General features: G+C 41.6%; 23 protein-coding genes and 1 tRNA gene. 1 reads left to right on the forward strand and 23 read right to left on the reverse strand.

The window, feature by feature from the left end; translation table 11 throughout:
* Positions 1 to 29: 29 nt before the first annotated feature.
* From DP73_RS10035 to DP73_RS23425, 18 genes are all read right to left on the reverse strand, one after another.
* Positions 30 to 1796 (reverse strand): methyl-accepting chemotaxis protein, encoded by a 1767-nt coding sequence (locus DP73_RS10035; protein ID WP_034599244.1) that lies wholly within the window; start codon positions 1794 to 1796, stop codon positions 30 to 32.
* A 413-nt stretch (positions 1797 to 2209) separates the two neighbouring features.
* Positions 2210 to 3493 carry an adenylosuccinate synthase gene (locus DP73_RS10040; protein ID WP_034599245.1) on the reverse strand — a complete coding sequence of 428 codons (1284 nt, stop codon included), beginning with the start codon at positions 3491 to 3493 and terminating at the stop codon, positions 2210 to 2212.
* 27 nt (positions 3494 to 3520) lie between these two features.
* Positions 3521 to 4822, reverse strand: a complete 1302-nt coding sequence (gene purB / locus DP73_RS10045) for an adenylosuccinate lyase (protein WP_034599247.1) — start codon at positions 4820 to 4822, stop codon at positions 3521 to 3523.
* Between the two features lie 62 nt (positions 4823 to 4884).
* A complete protein-coding gene (locus tag DP73_RS10050; protein WP_034599248.1) occupies positions 4885 to 6297 on the reverse strand; it encodes an FAD-dependent protein in 1413 nt (470 codons plus the stop codon).
* A 212-nt stretch (positions 6298 to 6509) separates the two neighbouring features.
* Entirely contained in the window at positions 6510 to 7844 is a 1335-nt protein-coding gene (gene dnaB / locus DP73_RS10055) for a replicative DNA helicase (RefSeq protein ID WP_034599249.1), read from the reverse strand.
* Between the two features lie 139 nt (positions 7845 to 7983).
* Positions 7984 to 9900, reverse strand: coding sequence for a Lon family ATP-dependent protease (gene lonC, locus DP73_RS10060; RefSeq protein ID WP_034599250.1), 1917 nt, complete (start codon positions 9898 to 9900; stop codon positions 7984 to 7986).
* Between the two features lie 52 nt (positions 9901 to 9952).
* Positions 9953 to 10399 (reverse strand): 50S ribosomal protein L9, encoded by a 447-nt coding sequence (rplI, locus tag DP73_RS10065; RefSeq protein WP_034599251.1) that lies wholly within the window; start codon positions 10397 to 10399, stop codon positions 9953 to 9955.
* Positions 10400 to 10412: 13 nt separating this feature from the next.
* The gene (locus DP73_RS10070) at positions 10413 to 11348 is read right to left on the reverse strand and encodes a DUF2232 domain-containing protein (RefSeq protein WP_034599252.1); all 936 of its coding nucleotides are present in this window, start codon (positions 11346 to 11348) and stop codon (positions 10413 to 10415) included.
* Between the two features lie 24 nt (positions 11349 to 11372).
* Entirely contained in the window at positions 11373 to 11663 is a 291-nt protein-coding gene (locus DP73_RS10075; RefSeq protein WP_014905335.1) for a MazG-like family protein, read from the reverse strand.
* Between the two features lie 287 nt (positions 11664 to 11950).
* Positions 11951 to 12181, reverse strand: a complete 231-nt coding sequence (rpsR, locus tag DP73_RS10080; RefSeq protein WP_014905336.1) for a 30S ribosomal protein S18 — start codon at positions 12179 to 12181, stop codon at positions 11951 to 11953.
* 21 nt (positions 12182 to 12202) lie between these two features.
* A complete protein-coding gene (ssb, locus tag DP73_RS10085) occupies positions 12203 to 12613 on the reverse strand; it encodes a single-stranded DNA-binding protein (protein ID WP_014905337.1) in 411 nt (136 codons plus the stop codon).
* An 18-nt stretch (positions 12614 to 12631) separates the two neighbouring features.
* A complete protein-coding gene (gene rpsF, locus DP73_RS10090) occupies positions 12632 to 12919 on the reverse strand; it encodes a 30S ribosomal protein S6 (protein WP_014905338.1) in 288 nt (95 codons plus the stop codon).
* A gap of 194 nt (positions 12920 to 13113) precedes the next feature.
* On the reverse strand, positions 13114 to 14214 hold the full coding sequence (gene ychF, locus DP73_RS10095; RefSeq protein ID WP_034599253.1) for a redox-regulated ATPase YchF: 1101 nt from the start codon (positions 14212 to 14214) through the stop codon (positions 13114 to 13116).
* Between the two features lie 133 nt (positions 14215 to 14347).
* Entirely contained in the window at positions 14348 to 14542 is a 195-nt protein-coding gene (locus DP73_RS10100; RefSeq protein ID WP_034599254.1) for a DUF951 domain-containing protein, read from the reverse strand.
* Positions 14543 to 14735: 193 nt separating this feature from the next.
* A complete protein-coding gene (locus DP73_RS10105) occupies positions 14736 to 15605 on the reverse strand; it encodes a mechanosensitive ion channel family protein (RefSeq protein WP_034599255.1) in 870 nt (289 codons plus the stop codon).
* Positions 15606 to 15632: 27 nt separating this feature from the next.
* Positions 15633 to 17009 (reverse strand): aminopeptidase, encoded by a 1377-nt coding sequence (locus tag DP73_RS10110; protein WP_034599256.1) that lies wholly within the window; start codon positions 17007 to 17009, stop codon positions 15633 to 15635.
* Positions 17010 to 17120: 111 nt separating this feature from the next.
* Complete coding sequence (locus DP73_RS10115; RefSeq protein WP_034599257.1) at positions 17121 to 17858, reverse strand: CvpA family protein; 738 nt, start codon at positions 17856 to 17858, stop codon at positions 17121 to 17123.
* Positions 17859 to 18121: 263 nt separating this feature from the next.
* Positions 18122 to 18219 (reverse strand) — tRNA-Sec (locus DP73_RS23425).
* 156 nt (positions 18220 to 18375) lie between these two features.
* Between DP73_RS23425 and DP73_RS23430 the strand changes: the two genes are divergently transcribed.
* Positions 18376 to 18519, forward strand: a complete 144-nt coding sequence (locus tag DP73_RS23430) for a hypothetical protein (protein WP_165574398.1) — start codon at positions 18376 to 18378, stop codon at positions 18517 to 18519.
* Here DP73_RS23430 and DP73_RS10120 read toward each other — a convergent pair.
* The 5 genes from DP73_RS10120 to DP73_RS10140 form a co-directional block, all read right to left on the reverse strand.
* Positions 18516 to 18953, reverse strand: a complete 438-nt coding sequence (locus DP73_RS10120; RefSeq protein ID WP_034599258.1) for a DUF2889 domain-containing protein — start codon at positions 18951 to 18953, stop codon at positions 18516 to 18518. The two genes, DP73_RS23430 and DP73_RS10120, sit on opposite strands and share 4 nt — an antisense overlap.
* A 128-nt stretch (positions 18954 to 19081) precedes the next feature.
* A complete protein-coding gene (locus tag DP73_RS10125) occupies positions 19082 to 19708 on the reverse strand; it encodes a CBS domain-containing protein (protein WP_034599259.1) in 627 nt (208 codons plus the stop codon).
* A gap of 218 nt (positions 19709 to 19926) precedes the next feature.
* On the reverse strand, positions 19927 to 20631 hold the full coding sequence (locus DP73_RS10130; protein WP_034599260.1) for an ABC transporter ATP-binding protein: 705 nt from the start codon (positions 20629 to 20631) through the stop codon (positions 19927 to 19929).
* On the reverse strand, positions 20631 to 21398 hold the full coding sequence (locus DP73_RS10135) for an ABC transporter ATP-binding protein (protein ID WP_034599262.1): 768 nt from the start codon (positions 21396 to 21398) through the stop codon (positions 20631 to 20633). Before DP73_RS10135 ends, DP73_RS10130 begins: the two co-directional genes overlap by 1 nt.
* Entirely contained in the window at positions 21379 to 22332 is a 954-nt protein-coding gene (locus DP73_RS10140; protein ID WP_034599263.1) for a branched-chain amino acid ABC transporter permease, read from the reverse strand. The genes DP73_RS10135 and DP73_RS10140 overlap by 20 nt, the downstream gene beginning before the upstream one ends.
* Positions 22333 to 22335: the final 3 nt, after the last annotated feature.

A 22335-nucleotide genomic window follows, 5' to 3' on the forward strand; every position in this document is an offset into this window, starting at 1 on the left:
AGGTTTTCTATAAAAAACATGAACCCTTGCTATATCGTGAATTTCTTCAAAGTTTCTTGCAGCTCTTCCGCCATATTAGCTAACACCTGGCTGGAAGAGGCAATTTCCTCCACTGAGGCTGATTGTTCCTCTGTGGCTGCCGATACGGTTTGGGTCTGTCCCGTGATTTCTTTACTCGTCTCATAGATCTCCGAAACGGATGCGACTATTCTTTCACTGCCTACAGCCATTTGTTGAATCTCTTCAGAGATTTCTTCAATCTGAGCGGTTACTACATTAATTAAGCCCGTTATTTCGCTAAAGGCTTGTCCTGCAGTTTCTGCTACCTCTGTTCCCAATTTGACTTGATGGGTACCTTCATTAATCGATAACACGACCTTTTGTGTATCTTGCTGGATACCCGTAATTAGTGTCGCAATTTGCTTTGAGGCTTCTTGAGACTGTTCTGCTAACTTTCTCACCTCGTCTGCAACCACCGCAAAACCTCGACCTTGTTCGCCGGCTCGTGCTGCTTCAATGGCTGCATTCAAGGCGAGAAGATTGGTCTGGGCTGCAATACCGGAAATGGTATCAACAATTTGTCCGATCTCCTTGGAGCGCTCTCCTAAGTTCGTAACCATATCGGCTGATCCGGTAACCGTTCTTTCGATGTTCATCATTTGCTGAATCGTCTTATCGATCGCCTGACTTCCTTCAGACGCTGAGTGTGCAGTCTTTTCCGATGACTTTACCACTGTTTTCGCATTCTCCAACATATGTTGGATTCCTGCTGACATCTCTTCTACGCTTGCTGAAGTCTCATTGACTGCAGTAAGCTGTTTCTCAGCACCTAAGGATACCTCTGTTATGGCTACCGCCACTTGGTGCGAGGCTTGGGCAGATTGCTCCGCTCCCAGACTCAACTGCTGAGATGAAGCAGCAACTTGCTTGGAAGACGATGATATATGGTCAACCAGCTCAATTAAGTTTTCCGTCATTGTTTTAAAGGCTTTGCCCAGTTGACCTAACTCATCTTTAGAATTAATACTAAGATTCTCAACCCTAAGGTTTCCTTTAGCAATTTCATTGGCATTTATGGCGATTGCTACTATATTATTTGTAATCTTCTTACTTAACATAGTCCCTAACATGAGTGATATTCCTATAGCAACGAACATGGATACTAGCGTAAAAATTATGTCGTGTTTAGCCTTTTGTTCTAATTCAAGTTCTTTGGCTTCAACAAGTTTATCGATATTATCTACCCAATTCCCAGTTCCGATTACCCAATTATAGGGTTCAAATAGCAAGGTATAACTTCTCTTTGGCAAAGGCTCTGTTTCATTAGGCTTAGGAAAACTATAGCCCGTAAAACCTCCGCCATCCTGGGCTCCATTAGCAATCATCTCTTGGATAAAAAGGTTTCCGGCGCTATCTTTGGCTTCATAACGGGATTTACCTTCAGTATCTCTCCCCAGTAGAACAACGTTTATCCCCTCTGTGGTATCAATCCAAAAGTAATTGCCATCATCAAAGCGCAAATTTCTTACTAAATCCGCCGCTTTCTTCTTCGCTTCTTCCGGAGTCAATTCTCCTTTTTGCTGACTATTGTAGACATCCTGTACCAGGCTGTGAGCAGTCTGTACCTGCAGCATAATCGTCCGATCAAATTGATCGTACAGGGTAGTTCGATACTGCTCAAGATTAGCTTTTTCAGCAACTATTAAGTTATAAATGCTGTACCCACCGAGAATCGAACCCATAATAAGGGCTAATGTTATTAACATAAGAATAATTCGGTACTTAATTTTTGTCATTTCTGTATATCCCCTTCTGTCAAATACTTACTAGCTGCGGAACAATGACAAAACCTATCCAAGGCTACATATACAACTGTACCTAACTTACATGACTTAGCTATAAAACTAGTCATCTAGTCAGTGTTCTCTCCAATATAGCGATTTCGATAGTGTCATATTTCTCTTATGAATATATCACATAAAGTGCCAATATTATATACATATCGCCAATTTAATCCTAGTTTCGACACACTGTAACTATTTCCTTAATTTCAAAAATTTAGCTTGACTGTCTCTCAATTACTTACCTTGCTCCTCGAAATATCTTATTGTATCCTGTATCCTCACTAAGACAGCAAAAAGAGAAGCATATCAATGACACGCTTCCCTTTTCTAATTATTATTATAAAATTGAGCCAGTAGTAGTACTCCTAGAAAATCTCTCCGCGGACAATAGTTTGCTCACGCCCAGGTCCTACTGCTACTAAGGTTGCCTGCACTCCAGACAATTCTTCAATCCGCAGAATATAGTTTTGAGCTGCCTGAGGCAGTTCTTCAAAGTGTCGAACTTGAGTAATATCTTCGTTCCACCCGGGCATTTCCTCATAAACAGGCTGACATAGCTTGAATATCTTTTGGCTTTGGGGGAATTCACGGATAATCTGTCCATCAACACTATAGCCCACGCAAATTTTAAGTTTCTCAAACCCTGTTAGAACATCAAGTTTGGTCACTGCAAAATCTGAAATTCCACTTACTCGAACAGCATAACGAGCTATGACCGCATCAAACCAACCGCATCGTCGTGCCCGACCAGTCGTAGTTCCAAACTCGTGTCCATTCTTCCGCATTTCTTCCCCAACTTCATCTAATAACTCAGTAGGGAAAGGTCCTTCTCCGACACGAGTGGTATAGGCTTTAATAACCCCAATTACACGATTGATACGAGTAGGTCCTACTCCCGCTCCAATACAAGCCCCACCAGCAATCGGATGGGAAGAGGTTACAAACGGGTAGGTACCATGGTCTATATCCAGGAGAGTACCTTGTGCTCCCTCAAAGAGAACCTTCTCTCCTGCTTTAATGCTTTCATCAATGGTAAGGGAGCTGTCTGTGACCATTGAACGAATTTTTTCAGCATAGCCCATATAGGTATGATAAATCTCGTCAAAGCCGAGAGCTTCCTTGCCATAGACCTTTACAAACAGATTATTTTTTTCTACCAAATTCCGACGAAGCTTCTCAGCAAACTCATCCTTGTCTAATAGATCAATCACACGGATTCCAATTCGAGACGCTTTATCCATATAGGCGGGCCCAATTCCCCGCTTGGTGGTTCCGATTTTATGGTCCCCACGTGCCTCTTCTTCCAAGCCGTCCAGTACTCTGTGGTAGGGCATAATAATATGAGCATTACTGCTAATCACTAGTTTCCCTGTTTTAATACCACGCTTCTCTAGATAATCTAATTCCTCTAGCAATACCTTGGGATCAATCACTACACCATTGCCAATAACACATGTCTTATCTTCATAAAGGATTCCAGAAGGTATAAGATGGAGTTTAAACTCTTCTCCATTTGCAACGACCGTGTGACCAGCATTATTCCCACCTTGATATCTAACAACAACATTTGCTTTCTCTGCCAGGAAATCTGTTATCTTGCCCTTTCCCTCGTCTCCCCATTGAGAACCAATTAACACAACAGCAGCCATATAGATTTTCCTCCCATCTTTCCAGCTCTAATCTTCTAATCCTAGTCGCTTAAAGATATCCTCCACGTGACGCAGATGATAGCCTAAATCAAATAAGCCTTGAATCTCCACTTTCGTCAAATACTTTAGAACCCGACTATCCTCAGATACAACATCTATAAAATCCAGCCCTTGATCCCAGGCATGAAAAGCGTTTTGTTGAACCCAAGCGTAGGCCTCTTCTCTCATACATCCATGTTCAACAAGTGCCAAAAGTACCCGTTGAGATGATGTCAAGCCATAGGTCTTCTGGAGATTCTTCTTCATCTGATCATCACGAATTTTAAGTCCAGAAATAACCTTGGTCATCTGGCGAAGCATATGATCCAGCAAAATACAACTATCCGGGAGAATGATCCGCTCCACGGAAGAATGAGTCATATCCCGCTCATGCCAAAGGGCAATATTTTCCATTGCTGCTAGAGCATTTCCTCTTAACAGCCTCGACATTCCGGACACTTGCTCGCAAATGATCGGATTACGCTTATGGGGCATTGCAGAAGAGCCCTTTTGACCTTCTGCAAAGGGTTCTTCAACTTCTAGGATATCGGTGCGTTGCAGGTTTCGGATTTCTGTGGCTATTTTTTCGATAGAACCGCCAATCAGGGCTAAGGTAGTGACAAAATGGGCGTGTCTATCTCTTTGCAATATTTGATTACTTACCAGAGCATTTCCTAACTTCAGTTCCTGACACACAGCCTCTTCTATTTCAGGAGAGACGTTAGCATAGGTTCCGACAGCGCCTGAAATTTTTCCCGCACTAACTGATTCTATAGCTTGGTCAAGACGTTCGCTTTGACGGTCAATCTCGGCAATCCATAAGGCTAGCTTCAAGCCAAAGGTAAGGGGCTCTGCATGAATGCCATGTGTCCGCCCGACCATTACTGTATACTTACTCTCTAACGCTCGCTTAGCCAAGGCATCTCGTAACTCTTTTAAGTCTTTCTTAAGCAACAGCCCGGAATCTCTTAAGACAAGGCTTAATGCCGTGTCTTTAACATCGGAAGAGGTCAAGCCAAGGTGCAAATATTTCCCCGACTCCCCGATTTCCTCTACAACTGCTTGCAAAAAAGCAATTAGGTCATGGCGCACGATAGCTTCAATTTCTAAAACCCTTTTCGGATTAACTTTGGCCTTTTCCCGAATTTCCTTCATAGCTCCTTGAGGGATCTCCCCCCGCTTAGCCATAACCTCGGCGACTGCTAATTCAACTTGCAGCCAGCGGTCATATTCATATCCGTCCTGCCACAGTTTTCCCATTTCCTGATGCGTATATCGATCGAGCAACAAACTTCGCCCCCAGTCATTCTTAACCCCTTAGATGGATCTAAATTGTTATACTTAATTACTAACTATTCTTTAGCGACAATATCTCTGGCAACAACAATCCCTGTAGCCGAAGCCTGCATTAACCCACGGGTTATTCCTGCTCCGTCTCCTATGGCATATAACCTAGGTATGGTTGTTTCAAAATTAGGTGCAACTTTAACTTTAGATGAGTAAAATTTAACCTCTACCCCATATAATAGTGTGTTTTTCGAATACATACCAGGGGCAATTTTATCAAAGGCTTTCAACGTCTCAATAAGTGAAGTCAAGTAGCGTTCAGGGAGTACGTAACTGAGGTCTCCCGGAACAGCTGAACGAAGAGTTGGAACCGTTGTAGACTTCCGTAAGCGTTCCTCTGTGGTACGTCTCCCTTGTAAAAGATCTCCTAAGCGCTGAACCATAACTCCTCCACCTGTCAGCATATTAGCCAATCGGGCGATATATCGTCCATATTCTATTGGTTGGTTAAAGGGTTCAGTGAAACGAGTGGACACTAATAAGGCGAAATTCGTATTCTTAGTTTTTTTAGTCGCATCGGCATAACTATGTCCGTTTACAACCGCAATATTCCCGTCATAGTGCTCTTCTGAGACTACACCACCGGGATTGACACAAAAGCTCCGTGTCTTCAAATCATAGGTGTCTGAATAATATACTAATTTAGGTTCATATAGTTCACGGGTTAGATGATCAATTATAGAATTAGGAACCTCAACACGTACACCTATATCCACCTCATTGTTTTCTGTTACGACACCCAAGCGAACTGTCTGATCAGCAAGCCAATTCGCTCCGCCTCGGCCAGGGGCAGCAACCACATAGCGGGCATACACTTCATCAAGTTCTTCCTCGCTTCGACGTTGAATAACAGCACCTATAGCACCTTCCGAGTCGGCAAGGATATTCTTTACCTCAGCAAGTTCCCAAAAAATTGTATTGGTCTTTTGCATGAGATGTTCATACATACCTTTTAGGACATCGTAAGCCAGTTCCGTCCCTAAATGTCGAACTGGGCAATGAATCAAGGCAATATTGTGACGGGATGCCTCATACTCAATCTCTTCAACCCGACGGTTATCTAAACCATACACTGTTTCTTGAGCTCCGAAATGTCTGTAGATAGAATCAGCATAATCAATTAAATCCTGAGCTTGATCTTCTCTCATATATTCAACTAAACGACCGCCTACCGCTGGACTCAGAGACAGCTTTCCATCACTGAAAGCTCCTGCGCCAGACCACCCTCTGGTAATGGCACAGGGATTACAGCCTCCGCAAACTCCTGTAGTACGCGCAGGACACTTTCGCTTTTCAATACTTCGCCCATTATCAACAATTAGAATTTTCAGTTCCTTATTATGCTTCGTTAACTCTAAGGCCGTAAAAATTCCGGCCGGACCGGCTCCGATAATTAAGACATCAACATTATGTTTCAATGGTTTTCCCTCCTAAGAGCCGTTAATTTTTAGAATCATAAACAACCACATTCGCAAACAATTTCATCTTAACAATCTAGCCCCTCATTGTCAATGCAATTGTCGAACATTAATCTAAAAAATACAAAAAACATTCGACATTATGGAGTCGCTAATTGAACAAAAAAATATACAAAAACCCCCTGCGAAAATTCGCAGGGGGAGAATACGCCTTAAGCACTTTGATGTTGTCGATCAAGATTTACAAACTTTGTGAACTCTTTAAGAAACCCTAACTCAACAGCACCTACAGGGCCGTTCCGGTGTTTAGCAATAATCAATTCCGCAATTCCCTTTTTCTCTGATTCCGGATGATAATACTCATCTCGATAAATAAAAGAAATCACATCTGCATCTGCTTCAATTGCCCCCGACTCAAGCAAATCTGACATAATCGGTCGTTTATCTTGGCGTTGTTCAACTCCTCGATTAAGCTGAGACAAAGCAATGACCGGCACTTTAAGTTCACGAGCCAGACCCTTAAGAGCTCTGGAGATCTGGGCAACTTCCTGCTGACGGCTCTCAGATTTTTTTCCAACCGACAAGAGCTGAAGGTAGTCAATAATTATCATCCCTAAATCATGCTCAGTCTTTAGTCTCCGGGACTTTGAACGAAGTTCCGCCAAAGAAATACCAACGGTATCATCAATAAAGATTGGCGCATCAGAAAGGGGCCCCACTGCCCGGGTCAACTTAGGCCAATCCGTATCTAATAGATCACCCGTCCTTACCCGTTGTTGGTCGACCATAGCCTCACCGCAGAGCATACGCTGAACCAACTGTTCCTTAGACATTTCTAGACTAAAAATTGCCACAGGCACCTTAGCGCGAACTGAGGCATTTTGGGCCATATTTAAAACCAGGGCCGTTTTACCCATCGAAGGTCGGGCTGCAATAATCACTAAATCTGAGGGTTGCCATCCCGAGGTCATTCTGTCTAAATCGGTGAAAAAGGTAGGAACACCTGTGAGATTTCCTTTATTAGCGTAAAGGTGTTCAATTTTTTCAAAAGTATCTAACAAAACATCACGAATCGCACTAAAACCATCTTTAACTCGTTGTCTGGACAAATCCAGAATCAGTTTTTCTGCTTCATCTAAAAGGGTATGGGCCTCTTCCCCGGGCTCATAGCCCCGTTCCAGAATACTGCTAGTTGCTCGAATAAGCTGCCGAAGAAGGGATTTTTCCGATACGATCCGCGCATAATATTCGACATTTGCAGCAGTAGGAACGGAACGAGCAATTTCAGAAATTGTAGTTATGCCGCCGACTTGTTCCAGTCGCCCTTGGCGGTGTAACGCCTCAGCAACACTGACCAGGTCAACCGGGTCCCCCTTTTCCGAGAGATCCCGAATTGCTGAAAACATTAAACGATGAGTGTCTCGATAAAAGTCATCCGGTTGAAGCAGCTCAAAGACCGAACTTCCAGCCTCCGGATCAAGCATCATTGCTCCTAAGACCGCTTGTTCGGCCTCTAAATTCTGTGGTGGAACTTTTATCAGTTCCATATTTTCTCTCCTCCGGTTCTACTCAGCGGGCACCAGGCCTTCAGCCCACAGGCTCCGCCATAATTGCTTTTAGGCTTTGACCATTGTTAGCCAAGTATCCCTGCACATAAAAGAAGACAAAAAGGGCCTTTGGGAAAAGTTATAACTTTTCATCTTGTATAAAAATGTGGCTCATTGCCTCTTCAATGGTACTGACCGCTACAACTTCTATTCCTTGTAAACTTTGCGGTACATCCGCCATATTTTCTAATGGAATTAAAACCTTTCGAACTTCAACCTGCTTAGCACCGAAAATCTTTTCATAAATGCCGCCAACAGGTTTAACTTTGCCTTGGATGGAAATCTCACCTGTCACTGCCACATCTTGTCGAAGAGGCTGTTTTTTTAAAGCACTATAAATGGCTAGGGTGGTTGCCAGTCCAGCCGAAGGACCATCAATCTTCGCCCCGCCAATTACATTAACATGAACATCATAATTCCGGATATCTTCCCCTGTAAGGTCACGAATAACAGCGGCAGCATTAAAGACAGCATCCCGGGCCATACTTCCTGCTGTTTCATTAAACCGAATGGTCCCTTTACCTTCTAAGCCTGTAAAGGTAATCGCCTCAATCTCTAAAACAGAACCCAAAAAGCCTGCTACTCCCAGTCCTAACACTCTGCCGATTTCCACATTGCTTTGAACCTTACGGAAAATAAAAGGGGTAAGTCGGGCAGATCGCAGAACCTCATAAACATCTGCGCTTGTCACTCTTATCTCCTTTTGATCTGGGTTACGATACCTAGCAAGGCCATAGGCGTCTGTCAAAATACTATTGGCCTTCCTCCCCTCAATAACGTATTCACTAATTATCTCAGGGACATTGTCGTCTAAAATCACACCCAGCTTTTGACCTGCCTGGCGAATAATTTCTTGGACATCTTTCGGTTCCAAAGGGACAAAGAATACCTCAGAGCAGCGTGAACGTAGGGCTGGATTAAGCTCGCCAGGATCCCGGGTGGTGGCTCCAATGAGTACAAAATCTGCCGGAGCCCCCTCATCAAAAAGCTTCTTAATCCATTGTGGTATCTGCACATTACCAGGATCATAGTAAGAGGAATCAAAAAAAGCCCGCTTATCTTCAAGTACTTTAAGAAGCTTATTCAAAAGCAAAGGATCCATTTCTCCAATTTCATCGATGAAAAGAATCCCTCCATGAGCATCGCTTACTAAGCCCATTTTCGGTTCAGGAATACCTGTATCTGCTAAGTCATGCTTGGCACCTTGATAGATTGGATCGTGTACGGAACCTAAGAGAGGGTTGGTAACATCCCGAGGATCCCACCTTAAGGTTGTTCCATCTACTTCAACAAAGGGTGCATCCTTAGAAAAAGGAGAAAAGGAGCGTTTCTTAACTGTTTCCAAAGCAACCCTAGCCGCAGATGTTTTGCCTACTCCAGGAGGGCCATAAATAATCATATGTTGAGGATAGGGTGTTGCCAACTTTGCTAAGAGGGCCTGTACGGCAGCCTCCTGCCCAACAATTTCTTCTACTGCCTGAGGACGTAATACATCAATAGCGGATCGTTTAAGTGAAATAGTATTCATCTTTTCCAGAATAGCCAATTTTTTAAGAGTTTGAGCATTTTCGGGGCCGGTAGTTTCTTTAAGCACATTCATTTTAATCTCTTTGACGTAATCCTCATGACGTTCTTGCATCTTCTCGGAAACTACACGTTCCAGACGATCTTCAACAGCACGCCGTGCAATAAGGTCGGCAATTTGCTCTTCAACTTCATCTAGCAATTGGGGTATTTCTTGCAGCTTTGGTATCCTTTGATCCGTAGGATCATCAGAGACAATTATCCTTAATCCTGCAACACGCTCGGTCAGTATATCCGAGCGCATCAACGCCAATGCCTCCAAGCGACTTGCCTTAAGCACTAGCTTATCAGTTCCATAATAATTTGAAAGCAACACATAAAGTGCTTCAACTTCCCGACTCCACTCTTCCTCATCTTGTAACCGGTCTCCGTGATTTGCTTGATTTAACCATTTTGTCAAAATCCCTTTCATCAGGGGTCCCCTTTCACGAGAACAGATTATTTGATATCAGATGAATCGAATTTTAGATTGAGCTTACATGTACCTGAAGCTTTGCAATTACCTCAGGATGAACCTTTACATTAACTTCATAACTGCCAAGAGCTTTAATCGGTTCTTTCAGATCTAACTTCCGTTTATCTATTTCCACACCATGCTGTTTTTTTAAGGCATCGGCAATTTCTTTACTGGTTACTGAGCCAAACAAACGGCCGCCTTCACCGGTTTTTGTTTTTACTTCTACTTTCAAGGTACTTAATTTATTCCCTAATAAAACAGCATCTTCTTTTTCTTTTACTTTACGTCGCTCTTCAACAGCCTTTTTATGAGAAATATCGTTAATATTACCTGTTGTAGCTTCAACAGCCAATTTTTTAGGGAATAGAAAATTTCTTGCATATCCATCTGCAACCTCTAAGATCTGTCCTTTTTTGCCAGTTCCTTTTACATCAGCTTGAAGAATTACCTTCATGAAAACTCCCCCTTTATGATTCTTCCGGTAGACGACGGAAATTCACAACTAGATCGAACAATCCAAATATAATAATGCTTACAAAGCTAAACATGAAATAAATTAAATTCAAGAAAATTAATACCCATTTAAGGAGTCTGGGAATTTTCGGTGATTGCAACAGAAAAAGGTAGGCAGAAATTCCCAAGACAAGGGTTAAGGCCCCATAAATAACCATAAGATTAATCCCTAGCCCCCGGATAAAAGCCCAAGAGAATTGATCCCCTAAGAGATAACAGGCAATTCCTAAAACTGCACCCCAAACTGCATACCAGGGAAGACGCCAGTGAGTAAACGGAACCCATTCTAAATCCTTTCTAAAAAGGCGCCTCACAAAATAAAAAACAAAACCAAATTCAATAATCGCTAAAATCGCTGCAATACTCGGAATGACTAAAGCATACATTTCAATTCCCTGTTGCAAAATATCTCGGATTTGCACCTCGTTTATCCCTTGCTGTCCCATAATCTCCAGCATACCGGATGCTTGGTATTGTTCTATGGTTGTATTGATCATAGCACTTGCGGTATTAGCATCAATTCCCTGCACAATAAAAGGAAGGGTCTGAGCTACACCTAAGGTTCCTGCCAAGACAGCACTCCAAAAAAAATTCACCCGAACAGGCCACCCCTTTTGCCAGCCAAAAACTCCCAGTAAACCCGCCAGAGGTACGAAGCCCAGATAACTAATTGCGTTTACCTGATAGACAAGCAAGGCGGCGATATAGCCAAGGGTTAAAAAGATGGAGGCAGTAAGCATTCCTTTACGACGACCTACGATAAATACACTAAACAATAAAAATACTTCCCAAAAAAATCCCCAGGTTCCCATAGCGATTCCCACAACCGGAAAGGTCATCAGAATTCCTCTCGCCAAGTAATCTTGTGCCATTTCATCACTAATAAACATTATCTCCAACTTTCCCCATTAAAGTTAGTCCTCGGGAGCTAAGTAGCTTAATAATAAGCTCAAATCTCCCCATTGCTTTTCAAGACACATTTCATCCGTGATCTTTAAACTGTCTAAACGTTGCAATAACATACGATCAAGCCTTGAAAAATCAAAACCTAATCTTCTAGCTAACAAATAACTCATTCCTACAAGATCTGCTAAACCCTGAATCATTTCATCTTCTGATCCACTTAAAGTTCCATGATGAACAAGCCACTGTGCCTGAATTAGATTAACCTTTAGTTCATCAATAGCTTTTAATCCTTTAACCACATCTACTTCAATATCCAGAGATGCCCCCTCCTAATCTCCACCCATTTCAGAGGCCCCTACTTCTGTCTAAGCAGGAGTTCCATGCTCTGCATAATTCTCATCTCAGCTTAGCTGCAACAGTTCCCAATCTGCAAAACTGTCAGAGAATACAAACCATGCCTACCAGATACAGTTCGTGATAAACCTATAAATCTCCTGCAGTTCTGATTAATGAAAATTTAACCATTGCATAACAATGTTAAAAGTATAAGGCAAAAATACAAAAGGGAGCTCTCGCTCCCTTTCTTCTACTCTACACTATATGGCAATAAAGCAATACTGCGAGCTCGTTTGATGGCCAATGTTACTTGGCGCTGATGCATAGCGCAGTTTCCTGAAATACGACGAGGTAATATCTTACCACGATCCGTAACGTACTTACGAATTTTATGTGTCTCTTTGTAATCCATTGACTCTACTTTATCTACACAAAAACTGCACACCCGCTTACGTGGGCGACGTCCGCGTTCACGTTTCATACTAATTCTCCCCTTCCCCTATTAGAATGGGATGTCATCATCCAAATTTACTTCATGTCCAAAGGAACTATTTCCTCCAAAGGATCTCGATTCTGCGCTTCCGCCTCCACTGTCTTTCGGACTTAGGAAACGAACATCTTCAGCAATAACCTCTGTTACCCAGCGCTTTTGACCATCTTGTCCAGTGTACGAACGCACCTGAATTCGACCATCAACTGATGCCAGTTTCCCCTTAGCTAAATAATTAGCACAGAGTTCAGCTAGCTGCCGATAAACCACGCAATTAATAAAGTCGGTATCTCTTTCCCCTTGAGAATTCTTATAATTGCGATCAATTGCCAATGTAAAATTCGCAACTGCTACACCGGTTGGGGTGTATCGCAATTCGGGGTCTTTCGTCAAACGGCCTATCAAGATGACACGATTTAACATATATGCCCCCCCGCTCTATTAGTCGTCTTTTCTAACGGTTAAGAAACGGATTACATCGTCGGATATTTTCATAACCCGCTCAATTTCTTGAGATGTACGGCCTTCACCTTCGAAATTCATAAGGATATATTGGCCCTCTTTGTAATCATCAATTTCATAGGCTAACCGACGTTTACCCCACTTTTCAACCGTTAAGTTAGCTCCGCCATTGCTAGCAACGAGCCCGGCTAAACGATCTACAAGTGCCGTAGTTGCCTCTTCATCCAAATCTGGACGAATGATATAAAGTAATTCATACGCTTTCATATTTGCACCTCCCCTCGGACTAAACGGCCCCGACTTTACGGAGCAGGGATATTTAGACTACCAAGCAGAAATTATACCACTTCAAACTCTAAAAAGCAACATTTTAAGATAACTTACCACATTCATAGTTTTTCTAGTTAAAATACAGGGCTCATTCTATACCTTAGCCCGATACTCCAAATCACTTCTATTCTCTATACATTAAAGCGGAAATGAACAATATCTCCATCATTCATAATGTACTCTTTGCCTTCCAAACGAACTAACCCTTTATCTCTGGCACCATTTAATCCGTTAAACTCAACAAAATCTTTATAAGAAACCACTTCTGCTCGGATAAATCCGTGTTCAAAATCAGTATGAATTACCCCCGCAGCCTTTGGAGCTTTTGTTCCCTGATAAATAGTCCATGCTTTCACTTCCATGGGTCCGGCGGTGAAAAACGTCATTAAACCCAACAAGTGGAAGGCAACGCGAATTAAGCGATCTAAACCAGATTCTTCAAGCCCTAAGTCTTCCAGGAAAGCGACTTTTTCATCTGCCTCGAGTTCCGCGATTTCCGCTTCAATTTGTGCGCAGACAACAACGACCTCCGCACCTTCTTCAGCGGCAATCTTCTGAACTTGTTGAACATAAGGATTATCAGCCGCTGTAGCTAACCCACTTTCACTAACATTAGCAACATAAAGCACCGGCTTTAGAGTCAAGAGTGGGAATCCCTTCAGAATCTCCCTCTCATCATCTGTAAAGGTCAAGGAACGGGCCCCTTTGCCTTGATTGAACACTTCCTTTAACCGTTCTAAAAGTGTAATTTCACTTTGTGCCTTTTTATCCCCCGTTTTTAGGAGTTTGGAGGTTCGATCTGAACGTTTCTCTATGCTCTCCATATCGGATAAGATTAATTCTAGATCAATGGTTTCTATATCTCGCTTTGGGTTTACATTACCTTCTACGTGGACAACATTCTCATCTTCAAAACACCGAACCACATGCACAATTGCGTCGACTTCACGAATATGAGATAAGAACTTATTACCTAAACCTTCTCCTTTACTTGCTCCTTTAACAAGTCCGGCTATGTCCACAAACTCCACAGTCGCTGGAACAATCTTCTTCGGATTAACCATCTCTGCCAGCTTTTGCAAACGTGAATCAGGTACTTCTACCATTCCAACATTAGGATCAATGGTGCAAAAGGGATAATTTGCGGCTTCAGCACCAGCTTGTGTAATAGCATTAAATAATGTCGACTTGCCGACGTTTGGCAAACCGACAATTCCTGCATGTAACGTCATGTCAGACCTCCTCATAATACGCAAACAAACTATCTTAACCGATTATATGTGATGTTTTCATACACTGCAACCATTCAGCTCATTCAATCACGATACCCCAGATCTAAAATATAGTCGACCTTGGTCTCAGGTTCTATTTTTCATCAACCCGCTGAAGAATCTCTTTCAAATTTCGTTCGAGTTTGGCCCGGGGAATCCAGGCTTGATGCTGACATCCTAAACACTGTATGCGAAAATCCATTCCCGTTCTCATTACCTTCCAATCCAGACTTCCACAGGGATGAGACTTACGAAGTCGAACAATATCTCCTACATTTAATGGAATCATTTAGTGATACCCCCTGATCGAGATTCGAAATTCGAGGTGCGAAGTCCGAAGGAAGAACTTACCACGTTTTACTTCTCATCTCGAATTTTTGAGTTTCCTACCAAGTCGCTAGTTTGAGTAACTTAGTTTGATCTCCATACTAAACAAATGAACGAATAAACCTTAGTCTTTCGAAAGTAACTTTATCGAGTTCTTAGCCACTTGAGTCCTTAATGGGATTAGTCACAAAGACATTTTGTTGTGGTGTGCGAATTCCTTCTTTTAAGAATGCACTATGTATTTGCCTCCGCAGTTCTCTCTCCAAACTCCACTGTTCATTAGGCTGAGTAAAGGCAATTACTCTCAATACCGTATTTCTTTCACCAAACTGGATTACACCTTGTACCGTTGGCGGATCAATTATCTTATCACCAAACTCAATACCGACCTGTTCACAAACAGTATGCATTACAGCCATAGCCTTGTCCAAATCCTCATCATAAGGAACCTGAATATCTACCAAGGCCCTCATTTTACCTCTACTATAGTTGGTAACCGCTGTGATACTACCATTTGGAATAATATGAAGTTCCCCGCCCCAATCCCTTAGATGTGTTGCCCTAATCCCCGTCTCTTCGACTACCCCTGAGAATTGGCCGGTTTGTACATAATCGCCGACAGAAAATTGATCTTCAAAGAGGATAAAGAAACCTCCAATTATATCTTTAACAAGGCTCTGGGATCCAAAACCTAAGGCTACTCCTAAGACACTAGCAGAAGCTAGAAGAGTACCCGTATCAAAGCTAAAAAGATGCTTAAGAACATGAATAATAGCCGTAAAAGCGATTAAATAAAACGCCATACTCTTAAGCAACGAAAAGATCGTATTAGCCTTGCGTTCATCAAGTAGTTTTTTTCCTCTATGGTCTAGCAACATCCGGCGTAATAAGTAAATTGCTAACCCATAAGCAACACGGGCAATGATTAATACTAAAACTATATATATCAGAGAGTTTAAGATCGTCATTCCTAACTTTTGCCAATCAAAATCTAAAAAACTATTATTAATCCATAGACTATTCATGTTACTGTCTTCCTTTTAGTTGATGGATCAGCCGGAATATTTCAGAAATGCCTGGTAGCCCCGAATCATCATAACCAGGTCTGCTATAGAGGCTATTTCCCAAGGCGCATGCATACTCAGAATTCCGACACCGCAATCTAAGACCTCCATGCCATATATAGCCATGTATTGGGCTATCGTTCCTCCACCGCCTTGATCGACTTTTCCTAATTCTGCAGTTTGCCAACAAATCTTAGCATCATCAAAAATCCGCCGAACCTCCGCAACAAACTCCGCATTGGCGTCACTGGTATCATACTTCCCTTTAGAACCGGTATACTTACTGATAACCAGACCTCGTCCTAAAAAGGCAGAATTACGTTTATCCATAACCTCAGCATAATTAGGGTCATAGCCTCCTGTGACATCTGCTGAGAGAGCTTTTGCTCGGGCTAATGATCGTCTAACCAGTAATCCATCATATTTACCGCTTTGCAAGGTAATTAGTTCGGCAATGAAGTTCTCCAAATAACGAGCCTTCATTCCCGTGTTAGAGTCACTGCCAATCTCTTCTTTATCCGCAAATAGAACCAGTGTTGTCCACTCCGGCTGTTGAATTTCTGCAACTGCTTTCCAAGCTGCAAAGGAGCAAATACGATCATCTTGACCATAACCGATTATTAAGCTTTTATCCAACCCTGAATAGCGGGCTTTACCGGCTGGAACAACCTCCAGCTCTGCGCTTACAAAGTCTTCCTCTTCAATACCATATTTATCTCTGAGGATAACTAAGATTGCAGATTTCACCCGTTCTTCCCCTTCCCCCAAGGAAGGATTGTGCCCTAACAGAAGATTTAGGCCTTCTCCAGATACTGCTTCACTCAGCTTTTTGTTATATTGATCCTTTGCTAAATGCGGGAGTAAATCTGAAATTGTAAAAACAGGGTCTTCTTCATCCTCTCCAATAATTATTTCTACCTTCTGCCCGTTGCGCAAGAAGACAACTCCATGGAGAGATAGCGGTAGGGCCATCCATTGGTACTTTTTTATTCCTCCATAATAATGGGTTTTTAAGAAAGCCAACCCTTCCTCTTCATACAAAGGGTGCTGCTTAATATCTAATCGCGGAGCATCAATATGAGTTGCGATTAGTCGAAAACCCTCGCTCAAAGGTCTCTGGCCTGAAATTGCTAAGATACCTGCTTTTCCTCGAACTGCCAAACGAACTCTTTGACCAGGTTGAAAGCCTTCAAGCTTATCTAGAGGTATAAAACCTTCCCGTTGAGCCCAACTCTCAATAATCTGCCAAGATTCTCGCTCGGTTTTTCCTTTACTCAAGAAGGAAAGGTATTCCGTCACAGCCTCTCGTTCTTGATCTGATATCATTAGATCATCCCAGGCTAGTTTGACTTTTTTAGATCCCATTCAATCACCCCTAAAACTTAATTAACTTTAAGTTTTCGTCATTTTCGCCTCGTTTATCCGACAGATATGTCAAACTTAACTAGATTCTCTTAAATAAGCCTACTATATATCTTAGAACCATACTCCCTTACCCATTGAAAGTGGCTCAAGCAACTTTTCTTTAAGTTGAGCAGAAAACATCTGATCTAAGAGGTTAAATGTTTGGATCAAATGGGGATATAGGTAGGAATTTAGCACAAGTTCCATAAAACCATCATTTGCGCCGATATTTAGAAACGGCGACAATAATCCAGCTAATACTGACAGGCCAATAAGTGACCCTAGCCCGCCAAACAGTAACCCTCCTCCACGATTAAATGACCCACTCCAGCTTCCAAGTGGGCGCAGAAGAATAGCTACCAGTATCTGAATACATAACACCACAAAATAAAATACAAAGCCAAAAGCAAATAGGCTAAGTATACTCTCGGTAATTGTCCCTGCCAAACTATGGGTTACTTGTTCAAGAGTTTGAGGCATTTGTGTGCTGGACAAATCTGAAAAGGGGAAAAAACCACGCCATTCTTCAGGAATTATACCTAGAATATTCCCTAGTACTTGTTGCTGCAAAGTTTGCGCTTTCGACTCCACAGTAGGAAGTAATACACGGTAAATCATTGGCTCTATCCATTGTCTAAGTGGAAAATACTGTTCTGCAAGGCTCAAGACAGCCATGTATTTCCACGATGCTACTAAGAATCCTACGAGCCATATAAAAAAATTAACAATGCTTGTTATCAAACCTTTTTGGTAGCCATGTAGTGCTCCAAATAAGATAAAACCTATAATAAGTACATCGACTAGATTCACATAGTCCCTCCCTAATTGACCCTCGTCAGATTTCTAAAAGTTTATAAATAAAGCTTATTCGGGCTATATCCATAAAATCCTGCTGTATTAAATTCTTCTAATCTTAACTTTAACTAACCACAGAACCGATATATCAAAAGGCAGCTTCACGCTGCCTATAAAAAACAATTCCAACTTACTCCGGATTTATTTTTTGAAATAAAAGTACCTAATCCCTTTAAGATAACTCCAACCTATAACCCAAGATTTTAAAGTTTAAATTTTGGCGGGGATGTGTGCGAATCGAACACACCTCGGAACGTTCTGCGTCCCGACACGCGGATTTGAAGTCCGGGAGCAACACCAGTCACCATCCATCCCCATACTAACGACAATCATATTATCACATTAATCATCATTTGGAAAGCAAATCAGTCAAAGTCCCCAATAACTTGATGGTTAAAACTTATTGTATTTGTACAAAATACTTCTAACAAAGAAACCCATAATACCTATGAGTTTAAAGGAGGATTAAGCAATGAACCCTTCGGGAACTTCGATTTCAAACTTAACAAAGGAACAAATCGATGATCTGAAAGCATTAGAGCATAAGTTTAGCTCCATTACTGGTCAAGAGACTATCCTAATAGCCTATAAACCCCCAAGTAATGAAAGTCATTAAACCGCTCCTTTGTTATAATGGAAGCAGCTGCCTTCCAAATACTTCTCGACAATTTCATTAACTTGCTCTTCTCGCATAGTAAGGTGCATCAACTGATATGAAGCTTGCATTAGGCCCTTTACACACTCAAGAGTTAGGTCTGTAATATGTGTACATCCTTCCTTTAGGCCAACAGCAGCTTGTACTTGTCTGCGAACATTTTTATTCAGATTTATCCCTAGCAGCTTTTCAATTCGATTTTGAGTTTCAACACAATCTGTATGGGGCGCTCGACGGAATTCTCCCGTAGCTCCTGTTATTGTACGGCTCTTTATATCAACTTCTAAAGTTATACATAACTCATGATGAGTGTCAATGAAAGTACCATCCACAATCAGCATATCCTTGTCTTTTGAACGTACATTAATGGAAATAGAACGGTTAAACAGGTGCAATGCTTCCATCTCCTCATTTTTTTGGTAGTTTGATATCTACATTATATCTCTTTTCTTCAAGAAAGAAAGCACTGGGTGAATTCCTCTTCACTCAGTGCTTTCTTTCTTAACAATCTTTAAATTAAAAATTATTTTTTAATTTGATAACCTTTTTTATCCAAGGACTTTTCAACTTCGTCAACCTGATCCCCCTGAAGACGAGCAAGAATCTGAACCTTATTGTCTTTGAGATGATATACAGCTAAACTTCCAATATTGACCTCATGTTCCTTAGTCACAAGGGCTAAATCTGACATAACCCCAATTTGGTCCTTAGTCTCGATCATTACGCGCTGTCCGGGACTACGAAATCCCATAATATCTAAAAAGGCATCTAATATGTCTGAACCAGTTATTATCCCCACCACTTTACCGTCTTCAATGACAGGTAACCCACCAATTTTATGGTCTCTCATCATCAAAGCGGCATCCTCAATTTGAGTGTCTGGATGGCAAGTTATGACTTTCTTAATCGCAACTTCACGGATAGGCGTCTTGGCAATAAGATAGTTTAGTTCAAAAATACTTAATGTTGTTGCTGGAGAAGGAGAGACCTCACGGAGATCTCCATCTGTGACAAAACCTACAAGTTTACCCTTTTCTACAACCGGCAATTTACTAATCTTCTTTTCTCTCATAAGAGCCATTGAATCCGCAATAGATTTATCCGGGCCTACCGTAAAAACTTGAGCTGTCATAAATTGGCGAACATACATTTCTAATTACCTCCTTCTACAATTAAGCTTTAGCCAGCAAACACCAAGTTACACTTTGGTACCAAGCTAATGCAACTGGCAGCGCTTAGTAACCATTACGCCACGACCAAAATAGACCATAATTCCTAATGCATACCTAGTTTATAGTTGCAATGTAACCATAACCGAGGATGGCGAAAGGAAAATCCGAAAAGTCTACCATCATCCAATGATTTATATTAGCCTCCTAAGTAGGCCTTACGGACTTCTTCACTGGCGGCAAGTTCTTTAGAATCTCCGGAAAGAACTATCTTACCAGTCTCTAATACATACGCTCTATTAGCGATAGAAAGAGCCATATGGGCATTTTGTTCAACAAGTAAGATTGTAGTACCGCTTGAATTAATCTCTTTAATGATTGAAAAAATTTGTTTTACCAAGATGGGAGCCAAGCCCATTGAAGGCTCATCTAGCAGCAAAAGTTGGGGTTTAGACATTAGCGCCCTACCCATTGCCAGCATTTGTTGTTCTCCTCCTGATAAAGTACCTGAAAGCTGACTTTTTCTTTCCAGTAAGCGTGGAAATAATTCGTAAACTTTCTTCATGTCTTCTTTAACGCCCGCTTTATCCTTACGTAAGTAAGCTCCCAGTTCTAGGTTTTCAATAACAGTCATATTGGCAAATACACGTCTACCTTCTGGTACTTGAGATATTCCCTGGGCAACTATACTTTGAGGAGCAATACTAGCAAGGTCTGACCCTTTAAAGGAAACCTTCCCTGTCTTTGGCCGCAGTAAGCCAGAGATTGTTTTGAGACAAGTGCTTTTGCCTGCACCATTTGAACCGATAAGCGTCACAATTTCCCCTTGATTAACTTCGAGGGAGATACCTTTAAGGGCGTGAATTGCACCATAGAATACATTTACATCTTCAAGGACAAGCATCAGACAACCTCCTCCCCTAAATAAGCCTCGATGACTTTGGGATTACTCTTGATTTCATCTGGTGTGCCTTGCGCAATAATCATTCCATAATCTAAAACATAGATTCGTTCGCATACGCCCATTACTAGGGACATATCATGTTCAATTAACAAAATAGCTAAATTGAATTGTTGACGAATCCAACGAATGAGATTCATAAGGTCGTGTGTCTCTTGAGGATTCATCCCCGCTGCAGGCTCATCGAGCAATAAAAGCTTAGGCTCTGTACCTAAAGCACGAGCAATTTCTAAACGGCGTTGTTCACCATAAGGCAAATTTTTAGCAACTTCTTCAGCCTTATCCTCCAGATTAAAGATCTTGAGAAGTTCCATCGCTTTACGATGCATTTCTTCTTCTCCAGCATAATAACTTGGTAAACGTAAGAAGGCACTAAGGGTACTATAGGAACTTCTTTGATGATATGCTATCTTAACATTTTCAATAACAGTTAGATCACTAAAAAGACGGATATTCTGGAACGTCCTGGCCATCCCACTTTGGGTAACCTGATAGGGTTTAAGCCCTCTCATATCTTTACTCTGAAATTTAACGCTGCCCTCCGTTGGCTCATAAACTCCAGTCAGTAAATTAAAAACTGTGGTTTTTCCGGCACCGTTTGGACCTATTAAACCGATCAATTCTCCGTCGTTAATCTCAACATTAAGGTTTGATACGGCTTTTAAACCTCCAAAAGACTTGGAGAGTTTGTCAATCTTTAGAAGAGGCATTCTTATCACCCTTCTTTCCGAGGAAACTTAAGCTAAATTCTTTAGTCCCTAGTAATCCCTTCGGTCTAAAAATCATCATTACGATTAAAAGTACGGCTGTTATTACTAGTCTCCACTCTGGCCAACCTGATAATGCAGCGGAAACCACTGTCATTACCACAGCACCCAGAACACTACCCGTTAAACTTCCTAAGCCACCGAGTACAACCATAACTAGAATATCAAAAGACTTTAAAAAGCTAAAGGTTAGAGGTTGAATAATATATAGGTAATTAGCATAGATTCCGCCTGCCAGTCCGGCAAAGAACGCACCAATTGTAAAGGCCATAATTTTATATTTTGTTGTATTAATACCCATTACATCCGCTGCAATTTCATTCTCCCGAATAGAAATACACGCTCGACCATGGGTTGACTTAATAAAATTTCTAATAATTATAATACTTAAGACCGTTAGCCAAAATGCCCATGTCCAAGTAATTGTTTTCGGCACTGAAAATCCTGAAGCCCCTCCAACGTAGCTTGTATTTAAAAAAACAATTCTTACTATTTCTCCAAATCCTAAGGTTGCAATCGCCAAATAGTCTCCCTTTAGTCTTAAAGTAGGGAGACCAATTAAAAAACCGGCTACGGCAGCTGCCACTGCCCCAGCAATCAAGGCCAATAGAAGAGGTCCATGAAATTTAACAACGACAATAGCTGCTACATAAGCTCCGATCGCCATAAAGCCTGCATGCCCAATTGAAAATTGGCCTGTGATCCCATTGATTAAGTTTAGGCTTGTTGCAAGAATTATAAAGATACAAACCTGAATCAAAGTGAGGGCAACAAAAGGGGGTAAGATGTCCATGAAAATACTTCCCTGAACGATGGCATAGACAAGTAGGACACCCACTAAAGTTAGGACACTTTGACGATTAATCCGCTTACCCATGAT

This window comes from Desulfosporosinus sp. HMP52 (assembly GCF_000765145.1).
Lineage (GTDB): Bacteria > Bacillota > Desulfitobacteriia > Desulfitobacteriales > Desulfitobacteriaceae > Desulfosporosinus.